Annotated in this window: 14 protein-coding genes; 9 read left to right on the top strand and 5 right to left on the bottom strand. The window is 39.8% G+C overall.

All coding sequences use genetic code 11. The features are described from left to right. The first annotated feature begins 49 nt into the window (after positions 1-49). Entirely contained in the window at positions 50-976 is a 927-nt protein-coding gene (locus tag CH352_RS02760; RefSeq protein ID WP_207766662.1) for a hypothetical protein, read from the top strand. On the opposite strand, the gene CH352_RS02765 is transcribed toward CH352_RS02760, so the two are convergent. From CH352_RS02765 to CH352_RS02775, 3 genes are all read right to left on the bottom strand, one after another. Continuing rightward, the gene (locus CH352_RS02765; RefSeq protein ID WP_243396262.1) at positions 968-2,791 is read right to left on the bottom strand and encodes a PP2C family protein-serine/threonine phosphatase; all 1,824 of its coding nucleotides are present in this window, start codon (positions 2,789-2,791) and stop codon (positions 968-970) included. The genes CH352_RS02760 and CH352_RS02765 overlap by 9 nt on opposite strands. Before the next feature lie 369 nt (positions 2,792-3,160). Next, positions 3,161-4,051 carry a formylglycine-generating enzyme family protein gene (locus tag CH352_RS02770; RefSeq protein ID WP_100706573.1) on the bottom strand — a complete coding sequence of 297 codons (891 nt, stop codon included), beginning with the start codon at positions 4,049-4,051 and terminating at the stop codon, positions 3,161-3,163. Between the two features lie 121 nt (positions 4,052-4,172). Then, entirely contained in the window at positions 4,173-5,330 is a 1,158-nt protein-coding gene (locus tag CH352_RS02775; RefSeq protein WP_100706275.1) for a hypothetical protein, read from the bottom strand. A gap of 211 nt (positions 5,331-5,541) precedes the next feature. Here CH352_RS02775 and CH352_RS02785 point away from each other — a divergent pair, with 211 nt between their 5' ends. The 4 genes from CH352_RS02785 (at position 5,542) to CH352_RS02800 (ending at position 9,081) form a co-directional block, all read left to right on the top strand. After that, complete coding sequence (locus CH352_RS02785; protein ID WP_100706274.1) at positions 5,542-5,991, top strand: DUF2147 domain-containing protein; 450 nt, start codon at positions 5,542-5,544, stop codon at positions 5,989-5,991. A gap of 58 nt (positions 5,992-6,049) precedes the next feature. Next, on the top strand, positions 6,050-6,499 hold the full coding sequence (locus tag CH352_RS02790; RefSeq protein WP_100706273.1) for a DUF2147 domain-containing protein: 450 nt from the start codon (positions 6,050-6,052) through the stop codon (positions 6,497-6,499). A 139-nt stretch (positions 6,500-6,638) separates the two neighbouring features. Continuing rightward, the gene (locus CH352_RS02795) at positions 6,639-8,153 is read left to right on the top strand and encodes a M14 family zinc carboxypeptidase (protein WP_100706272.1); all 1,515 of its coding nucleotides are present in this window, start codon (positions 6,639-6,641) and stop codon (positions 8,151-8,153) included. A 4-nt stretch (positions 8,154-8,157) separates the two neighbouring features. Next, complete coding sequence (locus tag CH352_RS02800; RefSeq protein ID WP_100706271.1) at positions 8,158-9,081, top strand: DMT family transporter; 924 nt, start codon at positions 8,158-8,160, stop codon at positions 9,079-9,081. 3 nt (positions 9,082-9,084) lie between these two features. Here the strand turns inward: CH352_RS02800 and CH352_RS02805 are convergent, their stop codons facing one another. Then, positions 9,085-10,008: a hypothetical protein gene (locus CH352_RS02805; protein ID WP_100706270.1), complete on the bottom strand. Its 924-nt coding sequence runs from the start codon at positions 10,006-10,008 to the stop codon at positions 9,085-9,087. A gap of 70 nt (positions 10,009-10,078) precedes the next feature. Between CH352_RS02805 and CH352_RS02810 the strand changes: the two genes are divergently transcribed. Beyond that, positions 10,079-11,197, top strand: coding sequence for a hypothetical protein (locus CH352_RS02810; protein ID WP_100706269.1), 1,119 nt, complete (start codon positions 10,079-10,081; stop codon positions 11,195-11,197). A gap of 96 nt (positions 11,198-11,293) precedes the next feature. Beyond that, a complete protein-coding gene (locus tag CH352_RS02815) occupies positions 11,294-12,868 on the top strand; it encodes a methyl-accepting chemotaxis protein (protein WP_100706268.1) in 1,575 nt (524 codons plus the stop codon). Between the two features lie 90 nt (positions 12,869-12,958). Here CH352_RS02815 and CH352_RS02820 read toward each other — a convergent pair whose 3' ends face one another. Next, a complete protein-coding gene (locus CH352_RS02820) occupies positions 12,959-13,399 on the bottom strand; it encodes a carboxymuconolactone decarboxylase family protein (RefSeq protein WP_100706267.1) in 441 nt (146 codons plus the stop codon). A 362-nt stretch (positions 13,400-13,761) separates the two neighbouring features. Between CH352_RS02820 and CH352_RS02825 the strand changes: the two genes are divergently transcribed. Both CH352_RS02825 and CH352_RS02830 read left to right on the top strand, forming a co-directional pair. After that, on the top strand, positions 13,762-14,427 hold the full coding sequence (locus CH352_RS02825) for a hypothetical protein (protein ID WP_100706266.1): 666 nt from the start codon (positions 13,762-13,764) through the stop codon (positions 14,425-14,427). Between the two features lie 53 nt (positions 14,428-14,480). Beyond that, positions 14,481-15,128: a hypothetical protein gene (locus tag CH352_RS02830; protein WP_100706265.1), complete on the top strand. Its 648-nt coding sequence runs from the start codon at positions 14,481-14,483 to the stop codon at positions 15,126-15,128. Positions 15,129-15,876 lie beyond the last annotated feature (748 nt).

Raw genomic sequence — 15,876 nt, forward strand, 5'->3', positions numbered from 1 at the left:
AAGAAATTAAATAAATGGTAAAAAAAAGAAAATTCTCTAATATGTGGCTATGCAAAGGCTTGATTTCAGTCTTTCGGATAATCCCGAAGGGACGGAAGAATTCTGCAAGTTACTGAATCGTTCCGCTTTAAGTATTTGTTATGGATTGCCAATTTCTCTCAGAACTGAGGCGGTCTTATTCTTATATAAACACTCCCAAAATAGCATAACGGAAGGATTTAATTTTCTAAGAAAATATTATAGTCCAAGTTATTCTATCTTGTATTGGATCAACGAATCCGCACACGGTTTGCCTTGGGAAAATCCTTGGCTGACTTTATTGCTCGAGTCCCATTCTTCTGCATTATTGCTTCATTCTATAGACGATCATCTGACAGATGGTTCTTTAAGAGCGAATCACATCATCCTTCAACTTAGAACCGAAGCCTGGACCAGATATGCGCAATCTAGCAAATTATTCGGTAGAGAAGTGCATGACGGTGTTTTGATCGCGGACGAATTTATAGATCGATATTTCAAATCTATCGTAAATTTAGGAATTACGGAAAGTTTAGAAGCTCATCTTTCTAGATTTCGCTCTCAAATGGGGATTTGGTCCTTACAACCATACTTACTTGCCAGATCTTTTTTCTCCAAGGACCAGGCAGAACTTGTGAGGAGAATGTACGAATTCTTTGGTGTTGCTTGGAGGCTTTTGGACGATTATCAAGATCTGAATGAAGATCTGGAGAATGAAGACATTTCCTCTATGATCTATTTTCTTCCGGAATATAAAAGGCAAGATTGGAAAAGGAACAAAAAGCGGGAAATTTTAGGGCTTTTAGAAGAGATCCATTTAGAAGATCAGATCGCCGATCTAATTAATTCCTATTTGAACGAAGCATCAAAACTTGCAGAAGATTTACATTTACCCAAATATGCGAATTCCTTGCTCTCCTTAAAAATTAAGGAACAAGCGGTGAGCGAGTTAACCTAAATATTCTAGAACCAGCAGAGCCATATCATCTTGGTTTTGGAATTCTCCCTGGAAAGATTGAACTCCGTGTATAACCGAATCGCAAAGTTCTTCAGGCGGTCTGAAAGAATTTTTTCTAAGTAGATCTGATAAACGATCTTCACCAAAAAATTCTCCTTCTGTATTTCTTGAATCAGGAATTCCGTCCGTATATAATACAACTTTGTCCCCAGGCGATAGATCGACTGATTCTGTCTGGTAAGTAGTTGGTATCGCCTCGTAGATCGCTACTCCTTTAGGTCTGTAAAATTCTACAACTCCACCTTTTCTTAGAACAAGACATTCAGGATGTCCTGCGTTTGCGATCAATGTTTTACCGGATCTCAGATCGATAGTCACTAAAGTAGCGGTGATAAAATGGCCGTCCAATTTTCCTTCAAATTGATTACGAATGTGTAATAGAAGTGAAGAAGGATCTTGCAGAAGAATGGACCAATCTCCCAGAGTCATTTTTAACATAGACGCCAATAACGCTGCGGAAACTCCATGACCGGTTACATCTCCAATGAACATTCCTAAAGAACTTGTAGAAGGGTCGTAGATCACATCTAATAAATCTCCGCCAATCTCCATCATCGGTTTGTATCTATAAGAGATCCTTGCATTCGGTATTACTGGAAGCTCTCTAGGTAAAAGTGCGTTTTGGATCTTTCCTGCGATAGATAGGTCTTTTGCTAAAATTCTTCCTTTTTGTACAAGTTCCGCTTTTTGGAATTCTATAATTTTAGTTCTTTCTTCTACCTTTGTTTCCAAAGATTCGTTTAAGGATTTGAGTTTACCTTCGGATTTTTCTAAGGCCCTAAAAACTTCTGCGTATCTTTTGGCGAGAGCTAAACTGAATAGTAATGTTAATCCTAAGAAGCTTTCGTTAACCCAAGGTTGGGCCGACCCGAAACCCGCAAAACTCATCACGGTATAAAAAGAAGATACCGCCACTAAAATTAGGCCCGTGACCACCCAACGAAAGGAAAGGATGCTGCTCCACCTATATCTAAAGAATATGTATAGAGTATTCATATAAAAGAATACTAATATGACTAAAAATATGTGAAAGGCGATCTTTCCGAAATACTGGTGTCCTCCTGTGATCCCGTATTCCAAAGATGGCCAAATGGTCAAAAGAACAAAAAGAAATTGTAATATTCTTCCCGGAACATTTCTAGGCGCTTGGAAGATCCCGATCGTAAATTCGTAAAATAAAATAGGAAGAAATGCTCCTAAAGAATATCCGAAAATCACCCAGGTCCAAGGAGAATCTACGATATATTGGAACCAACCTTCGTAAGCTGGATACCAGATTGCCAGGGACAAGTTTAAAAGAGCAAAGGAGAGATTGAATTTATCTTGTGGCCTTCGTATATAGATAAACGCAAAAAAGAAGAAGGAAAAAAATTCCAAAGAGCTGAATAGCAGAACTCTGAGCGCTTTTACCAGATAGACGGTCTGTATTTCCGAAAAACTTCCTACTACAGGATTTTCCATCATGTTCCGGGGCCCGTTAAAAGGGAATAATTGTAAGGCTAACGTAACTTCTTCATTTTGGAATGGAATGACTACGATCCTGGGTTTGGAGGAATCTTCCGATTCTCCAGGCACAATCATTTGTTCTTTTCCTTCTGATTTTACTCCTAAATAACAGCCGGACGGACAAAAAGGTATATAAGCAGAAAGTAATATATCCAGATCATTTTTACTTCTTTTGACTGAATGAAAGAATACGAGGGAAGAATCCTTTCTTTTCGGATTATAATTTGAAATATCGGAAGGCGTTGCCAAAAAAGGTTCTATCCCATAGTCCGCTTCGCGGGCTTCACGAGACTGTGAGTGATTTTTGTGAGTATTTTGGCTGGAAGGACTTCCAGAATCTTGTCCAGGTAAAACCGGAAAATGTCCGTGGAAAAAATTTCCGGGTGGAATTTCGGAAAACGCCCAATTAGAAATTATATAAGGACTTTTGTCTTGCTCCCAATTTGTTGATGGGGTCTCCATTCCTATGATTGATGAAGGCCTCGAAGGTCCGCATCCTAGTAGGAAGACCAACAAGAGAGAAACGATAGGTTTCTTTTGATTTTTTATTTTCATTTCGCATAACCGTTTATGGCTTCTTACGTTTGTTTATAAGAGCGCTGTACGTTGTATAGCTTTTTAACCTGCATCTTTCGCGCAACGGAATCCAAAATGGTGGTATTCAGGATAATTCTGAGGAACATGCGCCCTTCTTTTGGAACCTCTTGCATAACTTGAGGGCCACCACCAGGATCCACCTTTTAAGGTTTTTTTATCAAAACCAGGACAGCTGTCTTCTCCCTCGCAAGGTCCTTTCGGATCTTTTCCATTGCATGCCTCTCCGCATACTTTGTAATTTTCAGAATACCAATCTTGAACCCATTCCCAGGAATTTCCGGCCATATCAAATAGTCCATATACCCCTGCAGGTCTACTTCCAACGGGGGCGGTAGGCATTAAATTCGGAGGATTCATTTTTTTATATACACAACCTTTTCTCTCATCTTCTTCGATGACGGCTAACTTACAATTTGCGGGTTTATTTCCCCATGGGAATAAGTTTCCTTTCGGACCTCTGGCGGCCTTTTCCCATTCGGCCTCTGTCGGAAGTCTTTTGCCTACCCATTCGCAATATTCTTTAGCAGTATACCAACTCACTCCGAGCACAGGTTGTTTTGGCTTTAGATATAGATCTCCATAAGCAGGACCTATATAATCGCAGGTTCCGTTATAGAGGCAATCTTTGCAGGAACCTTCTTCTATACATTTGCTAAAGTCCTCGTTTGTGACCTCATACAGATCTATGAAGAAGTCGCTGAGATAAATTTTTTGTTCAGGCGCTTCGTCGGGATCATGGTTATTGCTTCCCCGGATAAAATATCCTTCCGGAATACATTGCATTCCTTTGATTTTTTTTCCGTAGCAGGGTTTACTTGGATCCGGAGATCCAAGTAAGTGAGGAGCGACCAGAAAGATAATGGATAAAAATAGAATAATAAAATGGATCGGACGAAAGGAATATGAGTTCATCAAACCTAGAAGAATCCTTTCCCAAGAGGATTCGTTTAGGTAGGTTCTTATGCAAGAGAAAAATTGACCGGGATGAGCGGACCTTCTTCCCAAAATCCGAATGTTTCTGATCCGGAAATTTTTAGAGAATAAAAAGTGGGACGCTACAAGAGGAGAAGTCTAGATTTCCCTGCTCAGTAGAATTGTTCCCGTTGGAATCAGTTACAGTATAAACATAATAACCGGAGCCACCGGAGAAGGAGACGGTTCCAGTTCCTGTCAGATCTCCGCTTAAAGTGAAGGATACTTTTCCGGATCTAGGTAGGCAATCCACGTATTTCCATTTCACAGGTTCATCTACTGAAACAGTTAATGTGAAATTTTTCTCCACATGGACTACTTGTAATGAACCCGCACTCCAGAGACGATACCAGGATAATGGATTCGAGTCGCTTCTATCCGCACCGTATTGCATAGAACTTAAGGAAGAAACTTGGTGAGAGAAGATGAGATCTCCGCCAGAGTAACCTTCTCTCAAAACGGAAACATCTTGGGAGTAAGAAGAAATTCCAGGAGAAGCTCCGGTCAGAATATTATTCCAAGTTAAAGAGTAAGCTTGATTGGTGGTTGGAGATCCTGCAGCGTAAGAAATTGGCGCACCTGTTCCGGTGACTTTTACTGAAATTCCTTGGAATGAATTTTGGATCGTACGATTTACTCCGATTTTTAAATTCGTACCGTTTTGTACAAAGGGAGAAGAACCGGAAAGATTACTCCAAACGTTTTCGGTCAACCCATCGATCACCCAATTGCTGAAAGGTAAAAATCTACAATTCCCAAATTCTTTAGAAACTATGAAAGAAGAAGAAGGATCGTTTCCATTCAAAATATAATCCAAAAAGTCATACGCATTTGCGTCGGTGGAAGCTACTTGTCTGGAATAATTTCCTCCACCCCAACAATTGAATGAAAAATTATAAGCTTCTAATTCTCCGAAATCAGGTCCTTTATTCCAAATACGATGTCCTAAAGAGCTAATCCTTTCCGGCCAAGTAATACGATTTCCTTGGATTGCAACAGATGCACCTTCTCCGCTTAAGCCTTCCATGGATCCTGATACTGGATCCATGGCAGAGGTTAATGCCTCGGCAATTTGGTCCCTGTTGGTAAGTAGAGATAAAGCGATCATATCGTTTGTTTTGGAACTTTTATCTTCCTGTGAGCAATAAAATAGGAAAAATACTGAGATAAGGATGGATATAAATACTCGAGAATAGGGGAGAAAATGATTCGAAAACATATAGAATACTCTGAGAAAACAGGTAAAAAACCTGGCTTCCCATATAAATTAACCTATAAGACTGTATGTTTTTGCGTAAAACCTTATTTCTTTCCTGCAAAATTCGGGTTTTTGAGCAAAAAAAATGGTTCAAAGAATAGTTTGCTTGCTAGGTTCCAAAGGAGACTAAATATAACCGATTTCAATAGAAACGTTAAGGGGTTAATCTAAAATGAAAAAATCACTCGTTTTGTTTGTCGTTTTGGCGGCGTTTTTAGTTGGCGAATCTACATTTGCTGACGCGCTTCCTGTAGTCGGAAAATGGAAAACCATTGATGACGAAGACGGTAAAGAAAAGTCCGTAGTAGAACTCTACGAACAAGGCGGCAAAATTTACGGTAAAATTGCTAGCTTAAGAGATCCTTTGGATAAAGACGGCAAACCGAAAGTTTGTACCAAATGTGAAGGTGCAGATAAAGACAAACCGGTTATCGGTCTTGTTATCATCAAAGGTTTGAGCCTGGACGATGACGAATATACCGGAGGAACCATCATGGATCCTAACAACGGTAAAACATATAAATGTAAATTAAAAGCCACTGATGGTGGTGCTAAATTGAACGTTAGAGGGTTTATCGGTTTTGCTTTGATCGGTAGAACTCAGACTTGGCTTAAAAAATAAAATTCCAAGCAGCGGGGAGGTTCCTCCCCGTTTTATTTCTATTTAACGAGGTGATTTTATGAAGAGGACGGGCGCAATATTCTTATTCGCTTTATTCTTTGCGGGAGCATTCAGTCTTTCCGCTGACCCAGCTCCTGTTACTGGAGTCTGGAGAACATTCAACGATGCAGGAACCAAAGAAGAATCTACGGTTGAGATCTATGAGAAGGACGGAAAGATTTTCGGAAAAATCCTGAGTCTTATCGATCCAAACGACAAAGATGGAAAACCGGCTCGTTGCACAGAATGTGACGGACCTGAAAAAGATAAACCTATCTTGGGAATGGTTATCATCAAAGGATTAAGCGCTGATGGAGAAAAATGGACCGGCGGACGTATCTTAGATCCAAACGACGGAACCTGGTACAAATGCAGCCTGAAAGTTACCGAGGGTGGAAAGAAGTTAGAAGTCCGAGGTTATATAGGATTTTCCTTGATAGGCCGTTCTCAATTCTGGCAGAAAAAATAATCTGAAGATTATCCGATTCGGGGAAGGGTACTTGCTTTTTCCCGACTCAGATGTTTTCTTTCTTTATAAGTTTATAAATATTCCTTTCAATAACTGAATTCTTTCTTTTCTTTCCGATTCACTTTCCGAAATTTAAACTGTGACGGGCTTCTTTCGAGTCTTTCTACTCGGCTTCTTATTTTATTCTACTATAGTTTCCTGTTCTATTCTTAGGGAAACTATTCCATCTAGACCATTAAATGACGGATCAATCTCGGTCCTTCTGAAAATCGATAAAAACGCCAGGGAAGAATTTGAGAAGGTTACTTCTTGGGAAGTTCCTTATACTTTTATAGAGAAGGATTATAGTTATGCGGTGGTCCACAGGGAAAAACTAAAAGCGTATGGTTTTCCTAAAGAAGGGATCAATATTGTGAAGGGAATGCCTTTCAAATATTATTCGGGAAATTACCAAGATTCCTTATCGGAATCCATTTTTGCATTAGCAGATATTAAAAAAGGTTATAAGGATAATATATTAAATTCTCATTATTTATATTGGGTGCATCGTCTTTTCCCAAAACATTCCCAGTATAAGATAATCGGAAAATCGAGTAGGGGAAGAGAAATACCGGCGATCTTACTTACCGATGCGAATGTCTCAGATGAAGATAAAATTTCCGTTCTATTCAATTGCGCTCATCATTCCAATGAAGTTGTTTCCGTAGAACACTGTTATGATGTGATCTACGAACTTTTAGCTCATAAGAAGAAGTATGGAGATTTGTTTGCAAAGTTGAAGATCTGGGTGGTTCCGATCGTGAACCCGGACGGTTCTCGTGTATTCTGGCATGAGAATATGTCTATGGGAAGAAAGAACGGATATCCTGGTTGGGGACAAGTCACTGAAAAGGATAATCAAGGAGTGGATATCAATCGTAACTATCCGTTCTTCTGGGGAAAAACAAAATCGAATCATACTTCTTCCGTATCCAATAGTATATTTTTCAGAGGACCTTATCCGGGTTCCGAGCCTGAGACACAAGCAATGATGAATTTAGCGGAGAAGGAGAGGTTTGCTGCTTCTATCAGTTATCATGCATTTGCGAATTGTATTTTAGTTCCATACACGATAGACGGAACTTCTAATCCGGAGCCGGACCTGGTTTGGAGTTTGGGTAAAAGGATCGCTTCTTCCGTAGAAAGCAAAAATCCGAACCATAATTTTAGCGCTAAAAAAAATATCTATGGTGTGGATGGAGTAGACCAAGATTATTATTTCTTTAAGTACGGCACTCTTGCTTATTTATTGGAATCTTCTCATTTGAATCCTCCGTATTCGGATGTTCCTAAAATTGTAGAATCTTTGAGACCTGCTTGGATGATCCTCTTGGAAGAAATTGCGGACGGAAGTAAACTTTACTTCAAGATCAAAGACGAGCATGGAAATCCGATAGCAGCAAATATCAAATATGATAAGGTCCTTTTTTATCATGGAGAAGTTAGGACTTCTCGTAAAGAAGACGGAATGTTCTTCCAATCATTTCCGGGTATTCGCGGAATTAAGTTAAAAGTTGAAAAAGAAGGATACGAAACAGTCAACTGGGAAGGAACCACATGGAGATTCTGGAAAGCTGTGGATATAGTTCTAAAGAAGAAAGTTCCGGCCCAATGAGATTATGAACCGATATAAAAACGAGGCCGCCTTAATCTTTTGCACCTTGATCTGGGGTGGAACCTTCTCAGCTACAAAACTAAGTTTAGTTTCTATTTCTTCTTGTTTGTTTATAGGGATCCGATTTGCGATCGCCACATTTGTTTTTGTACTTTATATTCTTCTTAAGAACCGAAAGAACCCTATATCTTATCCGGATTGGAAAACAAACAAGTCCCTATACTTCTTGGCGTTTTTATTGGGCTTTTGGATGTTTATGGGATTTGCATTCGAGACAGTAGGTTTAAAATACACAACCGCTACTAAGTCCGGATTTTTGACCGGGACCTTAGTAGTTATTACTCCGATCTTACAAACTTTATTCTTAAAACGGATGCCCAGCTCAGGGAATTTATTGGGAGTGATCGTAGTAATGTTCGGTCTATTCTTCCTTTCCGCAGAATCAGTAGGAGAAGATCATAAATTAGTAATATCCTATCATTTAGGAGATGTTCTTACTTTAGGTGGAGCATTTTTCTTTTCCTTATACATTATCTATGTGGATAAGGCGAGCAAGTCCTGTCCTTTGGATATTCTTCTTCTGTCTCAGACACTAGTAACTAGCGTATTCGCTTTTCTTTTAGCATTTATTTTACATTGGACAGAATTTGAACCTTTGTTTATCAAAATGGATTCCAGAGTAATGCCTGCGTTATTTTACAATGGTTTGATCTCTTCCGTTGGAACCACATTCTTGCAAACAAAATACCAAAAGGGAATTTCTCCTACGAGAGCGGGCTTGATCTTTTCTTTGGAGCCGGTATTCTCCGCTATTCTTGCCTATTTCACTTTGGAGGAAAGATTAGATACAACAGGTTTGATCGGATGTAGTTTTGTGCTCACCGGTGTTCTGTTAGCTGAACTATTGGGTAGAGAAAAAAAGTTTTAAACCTTAATTTTGTTGGATCGGATTTTCGGAACTTAAGTCCTGGGCGGGAATAGGGATCTTTGCTTTAATTGCGGCTTCTCTTGTTTTAGGATCTAATCTAAAAAGTTTTTTGATAGCGATATCCTGCCAATAGCGAGATCGATTTTCTTTGATAAATCTTTTTAGAAAATGGATCTCCGCTCCTTTTGCGTTTATTTCCTCTTTCCCATAAAATTTATTTTTGAGATCGGAAGTGAGATCCGGATTTTCTTTCAGATAAGTATCTATATTTGTCAGGACATAAGTTCCTGTATAAGGACCACCGAAGGAGAAATTTATACCTTTTGGATGGGCGATAAAATTTCCTAGAAAGCGGATCTCTAATCCTCCCGGATTGTAAAAAGAAAATTTAGATTTTTCTAATGGGTCGTATTCTATCCAAATGGACTGATCATGCGATACTGTGTAGGTATGGACTTGCACATGCCCATATTTGTCTACTGTGGTATAAGTGTGTGTGGTTGTATAAGTATAAGAAGCTTTGTCCAATATTAAAGACTGATTTTGAGGAAGCCTGGAAATTGCGAAATATTTAGGGGCAGCATTCTCTGATTTTCCCATTAGTAATTTTTGGACCCATAAAAATCTGTAATTTCCTTCTCCTTCCATTTCTTTGCCTGGATCTGCTAAATTGATCCTAAAGTCGTTTCCTGAAACGGAAGAAATATAAGTTTCTTTTGGAACGGATTCAGCTAAGCCTTTGAATATCCCATTTGAGATACCGCCTTGGGCAACAATGAGTCCGAAAGCGACTAAACCTTCTTTACCAGGAGCAGGCTCTTCCAATACTGGAAATGTTTTTAGGCAGCCTAAACATAGGAAGGATACACTTAGTACAAGTAACGATCTAAATCTCCAATCCATTGTTTCCATTTTAAAGGATAGCATTACTTATTCAATCTGTTTTGTTAGTTGACTCGGATCGGATTGAGAGAAGGAATATTCTTCATTATATTGCATGAAGCGAAACATACGGACAAAATATTATTTCATACTCCTGATCAGCATTTTATTTCCGATCTCCAATTTCGCTTCTCCGGCAAAGGCGGACCTGGACGAGGATGTTCTAAAAGAGATCCGAGATCATTATGATTCAGGACAAAAGGCAAACAAGTTCGATAGAGACTTAGGTGTTCCTAAAAGTCCTAAGGCCAGATTTTTTTCCATACAACCTGGAGGAAGTTACGATTTTATTTCCGACTTGGATATCAGCGGAAGAGGAAAATCCGCAGCTATGACCACGGAGTCCCAACAACCGAATTTTTTTTTCGATATCAGAAGTAAGGATTTAAAGATCAACGAGGCGTTCGGGGTACAACTTCTATTCCATTCTGCCAGAAAAGAATTTGATAAACAATCCACTTCTAACTCTACCTCGAATTCGAGTTCTTCTTCCGATTCGAGTTCTTCTTCTTCCGGAAGTAGTAGTTCCGGGGAGAGTAATAAAAATACGGCCACTGCAGATCTGGGAACGAATGTCAAAGTAGATTACAATTATATAATACCCACATTCTATTGGGGAAATCCGGAGGTGGATGGATTTCGGATGGGAGTCGGCTTCGGACTAGCGGATATTAAAATGAGAGGGAATATTGATTTTAGAGATCCGGGAGAAACGATCGGAAAAATGTACGGAGCAATGGGTGATAGAGATACATTTTTGAATACGTTGAGTTTTATACAATTGAGTTCCGGCCTCGTGGATCTGAGACGGGGAGATCCTATATTCAATTACCTTTTATTAAATTTAAGCCAAGGAAACAATTTGGAATTGATGGGAGCTTATCTTGCCAGCCAAGGTACCCATTTTTCAACGGATTTACTTTCACTTTTAGTTTATACAAACTTGCAGGATAAATATAATGCTCTAGAATTATTGGCTTTGACCGCATTGACCAGAACCGGTATTAATGCGAAGGACAAACAAGTTTTCGCTTACATGATCTATGTAGAGACTCCTAAATTCGGGTTTGTAAAAGCCAGGCTTAGTTGGCATGGACCGTTGTTCAAGGATTCAGGTTATACGATCCATATGAGCACACTTGAACTTGCTTTGATGGTCCCAATCGACTTTTAATTCTTCTAAATTAGATCCACATAATATCCCTGCTTGACACTCGGTCGATTTGAAGCGATTTTGGGCCAAAAACAAAAACCGCCTAACCGAGGAATAATGAATAGAAATTTGGAATTGGAGCGTCAAGGGGAAGTTGCAGCAAACTATCTGCGGATTTTTTTAACTATAGTTTTTATTTTCGGGACAGCATTCGGACTGGTTTGGAGGAGTGGGATCCAAGCGGTTTTAGGTTACTATATAGGCGGGATCGTAGCATATTCCTTTATTATCTTCTTTTCCATTTTTGTAATGAAGTTTTTCGGCTACAAACCTTGGTTGAAATATGCTACAGTGTTCATGGAATTTATAGGTTACGCAATTGTGCAGGCCGGATATTTCGGAACAGAGGACCAATGGAAACCGAATGGGATCTTGAGTCCTGCTAATTACGGAATTTATTTTTTAATCTTATCCGGGACCATCTTCAGGTTCAATCCTAGATTCACTTTTATCACTTCCACTGTTCTTGCGGTTCAATTCACCGCAATGGCGATGGCACTCACCATTCTGAATCCTCAACTTCTTACCATGGGTTATGAAGGAATGATCCGATTAAGGTCTCCTCTCGTAATTTTGATGGGAGTCTTTTTATTCGCATTCGGAGTCACTATCTCTTACGCAACCAAGTTTGTAAGAAGATTGGTAGAAGAAGCGCAAAGCGCAGAAGAAAGAGCGATCCGAAATTATACCTCCGCGAAAGAGATCTTACAAAGTTCAGAAACAGTCGCCGAAGAACTTCGCAAATCTTTAATAGATGTAGAAGATGTTGCCAGGGCAAACGAGGACAGCAGTCGCGATCTAGCAAGCATGGTAGAAGAAACATCCGCTACTCTGGAAGAGATGGGAGCAAGTATAGAATCCATAGCAAAGATGGCGGAACAGCAGGACGAATTCGGGGACGATACTTCTTCTTCCATAGACAAATGGAAAGATCAGATGGTCAGAGTGTTCGAGGCAGTATCCTTTGCTAGAAGTTTGGGCGAAGGTTCAGCAGCCACCGCGATCGAAGGGGAGGGCACAGTTCGAGTCGCGTTGGACGTATTCTCTCAATTTAAGGGTACGGTCCAAGAAGTGAGTAAGATTTTAGGAGTGATCCAAGATCTTGCGGGAAAAACAAATTTACTTTCTTTGAATGCAGCTATTGAAGCGGCAAGGGCCGGAGAAGCGGGAAAAGGATTCTCTGTCGTTGCAGAAGAAGTAAGCAAACTTGCAGATTCTTCTTCCAGAAATGCAAAGGAGATCGTAAAACAGATAGGCGCCTTGGGAGATGCTTCCGATACAAGTTCCGAAAAGTTCGGAGAGTTGGTCCAGGCATTCCGTGAATTGACCTCAGGGATCGGTTCTATCGGAGAGGCGCTGGCCCAGGTTGGAGATTCCGTAGACAAACAAAAAAGTCTTTCTACTGAAGTGGAAGATAAGAACAAACATATACGCGATCTTGCTAAAGAAATGAAAAATTCTACATTAGAACAATCGAATGGAACCAAGCAGATCCTGAACGGGATAGAATATTTGAGTAAAAGATCCATGGAAATGTCCGAGATCACCGAAAAACTCAGAACAAGTTTAGAGAGATTAAAAGTTACTTCTCAGTCTTTAACAAAAACATTGGAAGCTACTAAATTACATTAAGGATCTCTAAAGCGGACAAAGGAAATTTCATACGTCCTTTGATTGATGATCAATGTAAAGGGACGTATGACTTTTAAATAGATCCGAGTTTCACTTCGGAGCGGTCTTCCCACTCGAGATTGCTATCCGGTTCCATGAATTGATCGTGTTGATCACTACGATCAATGCGATAATATCCTTTTCTTCAAACTGAGCTCGAACCCTTGCATACAGATCGTCCGGGACCCCGTGCTCCGAAATTTTAGTCACATATTCCGTTAATTCCAAAGCAACTCTTTCTTTTTCAGTATAATAAGGAGCCTCTCTCCAAGCGTTTAAAAGATAGATCCTTCTTTCTTCTTCTCCTAATTTTCTGGCATCCACAGTATGCATGTTAATACAAAAAGCGCATCCATTGATCTGAGAAGCTCTAATCTTGATCAGCTCGTAAAGTTTGGTCTCTATTCCTAAGCTCTTAGCAAAGTTTTCCATCTCCAGCATTTTTTCCAAAACTTGGGGATTGACTTTAGCATAATCGAATCTTATGTTCATTTGTTTCCTCTTTTAAAAGAAAGACGCTTCAAGTAAGGAGTTGTGACAGTGAAGGGAAATTTTTGAAATATTCCCCACCCTCATTGGGTGGGGGCCGGCCGGTGGTACCCCGTGGCCCTACAAAAAGATTCGCTATCATACATTCCAAATTTTCACAACTACATTTTACAAGTAATCCGTATGTTGGAATTCCAACAAGATGATATACAGAACATTCGCCTCATCTTCTTGCCCTCGTATAACTACCTAAAAACGAAAAAATCCCTAGTAATTACCGATCTTGTTTCTAATTCTTAGATATGGTACCCTCCTTCTTGTAAAAAACTAAAAAACTTTTTAACCGAAGAATTCGGGAGAATACAATGAAAACTAAGGCGCCGTCTTTGCTCTTATCCTTCTTCTTATTAATCAGCTGCGGAGAAGATTCCGGAAACGATACTGTTGCGTTACTCGCATTGCTGAATAGGAAATGCAAAAGTTTGCCTCAAAAAATCACTAGGACCGATGTAAATGTGTCTAGCTCTGACATTACATACAATTGTTATACTTCCGGATTGAAATATGTCTGTAAAGGCGACGGTATGACTGTTACGCGAAATTATCTCTCCATAGCCCAAGCCAATCTTGGAGTAGTGAATCCTCCGGACTTCGGTAACTTTTCTTTCAACGGAGAAAGAGGTCTTGCATATGTGTTTATTGTCCTGCAATCCAATCCAACAGTTAAAGATACATATTATACGTTAGAATATGATTCTTCTCATCAATTGGCCTCGACGACAAACCAGTTGTCAGCTCCTCCGATGATCGTTACTTGGGGAGGTTATGATTCAGCTGGATTTGCTACTACCAACGATCTTGGGTCAACGACTGCGCAATTTCTTTATGATTTCGGAACAACAATTCCATCGAAGATCGTAAGCGGCAGTTACGAAATTACTTTCGATATAAAGGGATGGCCCAAAACAGCGTCCGATCCTAGCACTGAGTATGAATACAAGTACGGCGGCATCGCAGAGATTTGCCAATAAATTGTACAGTTTATGAATTTGAAAATTTTAACCGAAGAATTCGGGAGATAAATATGAAAACCAAGACATTGTCCTTACTCTTATCTTTCTTTTTATTCGCAAACTGCGAAGAAAATTCCGGAAACGATACTATCGCGTTACTCGCCTTGTTAGGCAGACAATGTAAAAGTATGCCTCAAAAAATAGAAAGTTATAATCCTAATATCGGAGTATTGGAAGACACTTTCCGATGCTCCGCTTCCGGGCTAGTCTATAGGTGCCAAAGAGATGGAAACGACTTTGTAAATATTCGCACATATTTGTCCATACAAGGAGCAAAATTGGGAGTAGTAGATCCTCCTGATGCGAGTAATTTTTTTATAGTAGGTCAAAGGGGATTAGCAAGTCTTAAGGTAGTAGATCAGTTCGATCCTTCAAATGTGGCTCGATATTTTACGTACGTATACGATTCTGCTCACCGTCTCGTATCTAATAAAAATGAGTTGAACTCCGCCACAATCAGCTTTACCGACTACGATGGGAATGGATTTCCTTTAGGCGGAGGCTCTATTAGTTACGCAAGTGATTCAGGCATGCCTTCCGAAATTTTTGATTCCGGTTATTCGATCACATATAATTCAAAAGGTTGGGCAAAAATTGCCGGAGATTCGTCCGAATCCCATGAATATGTTTCTTCCGGTTCGGTAGAGATTTGTGAGTAAATGAAAAGCTCTGCACTTTATATGTTGGTGAACGTAGATTCCAAGTTCTGTTGGTGAGTTTTGAAAAGGCCCCGCCCTCATTGGGTGGGGGCCGGCCGGTGGTACAACGAACAATCCCGTATCACATTTCCTCTATCTTCACAACCACAATTCTCCCAAATCCATCATGTTGGAATTCCAACAAACTAAAAGTATTCATCCTCCCGCTCCGCAATTATGATGAATGGTTTTATGGGGTTCTCTTTTGTCCGATTGGGATTTTGCTTCACTACGTTCAGCAACGCTTTGCGTTTTCCGCTTCCTATGGGGCGCGGAAAATATCCAGGCTTCGCCTGGACTAAAGCACTTCGCATCGCTATCGCGGAAAACTTATTGGAAATATTTTATAGATTTCTAATGCGATTTCCTGTTCGGCTTTTGGAGGGTTGGAGCAGAGTATTTTTTCCGGAAAATTCTTTTTCTTTTTCCTTAAAAATAGAAGAGATAACTCACGTTTTTCCTTGACCAGCCAGCTCAATTCTCTACATTGGTTTTTACGGTCTTTTCCGTATGGGAAATCGCCGGCAAAGCCAAACGAGTTCAAAAGACGGAGATTCTTCTCCCTCAAAAACAGAAACTTGCTGAGGCAAATAATCAGTTCTTTTACAACGAATATAACTGCGAATGAGAAATTAAATTTTTTTATTAGCTGAGATTGTATCATGGTGATGAGTTCGCCATGGTAATAATAATCTCGAACACTATTGAA

Source organism: Leptospira hartskeerlii (genome assembly GCF_002811475.1).
Lineage (GTDB): Bacteria > Spirochaetota > Leptospiria > Leptospirales > Leptospiraceae > Leptospira_B > Leptospira_B hartskeerlii.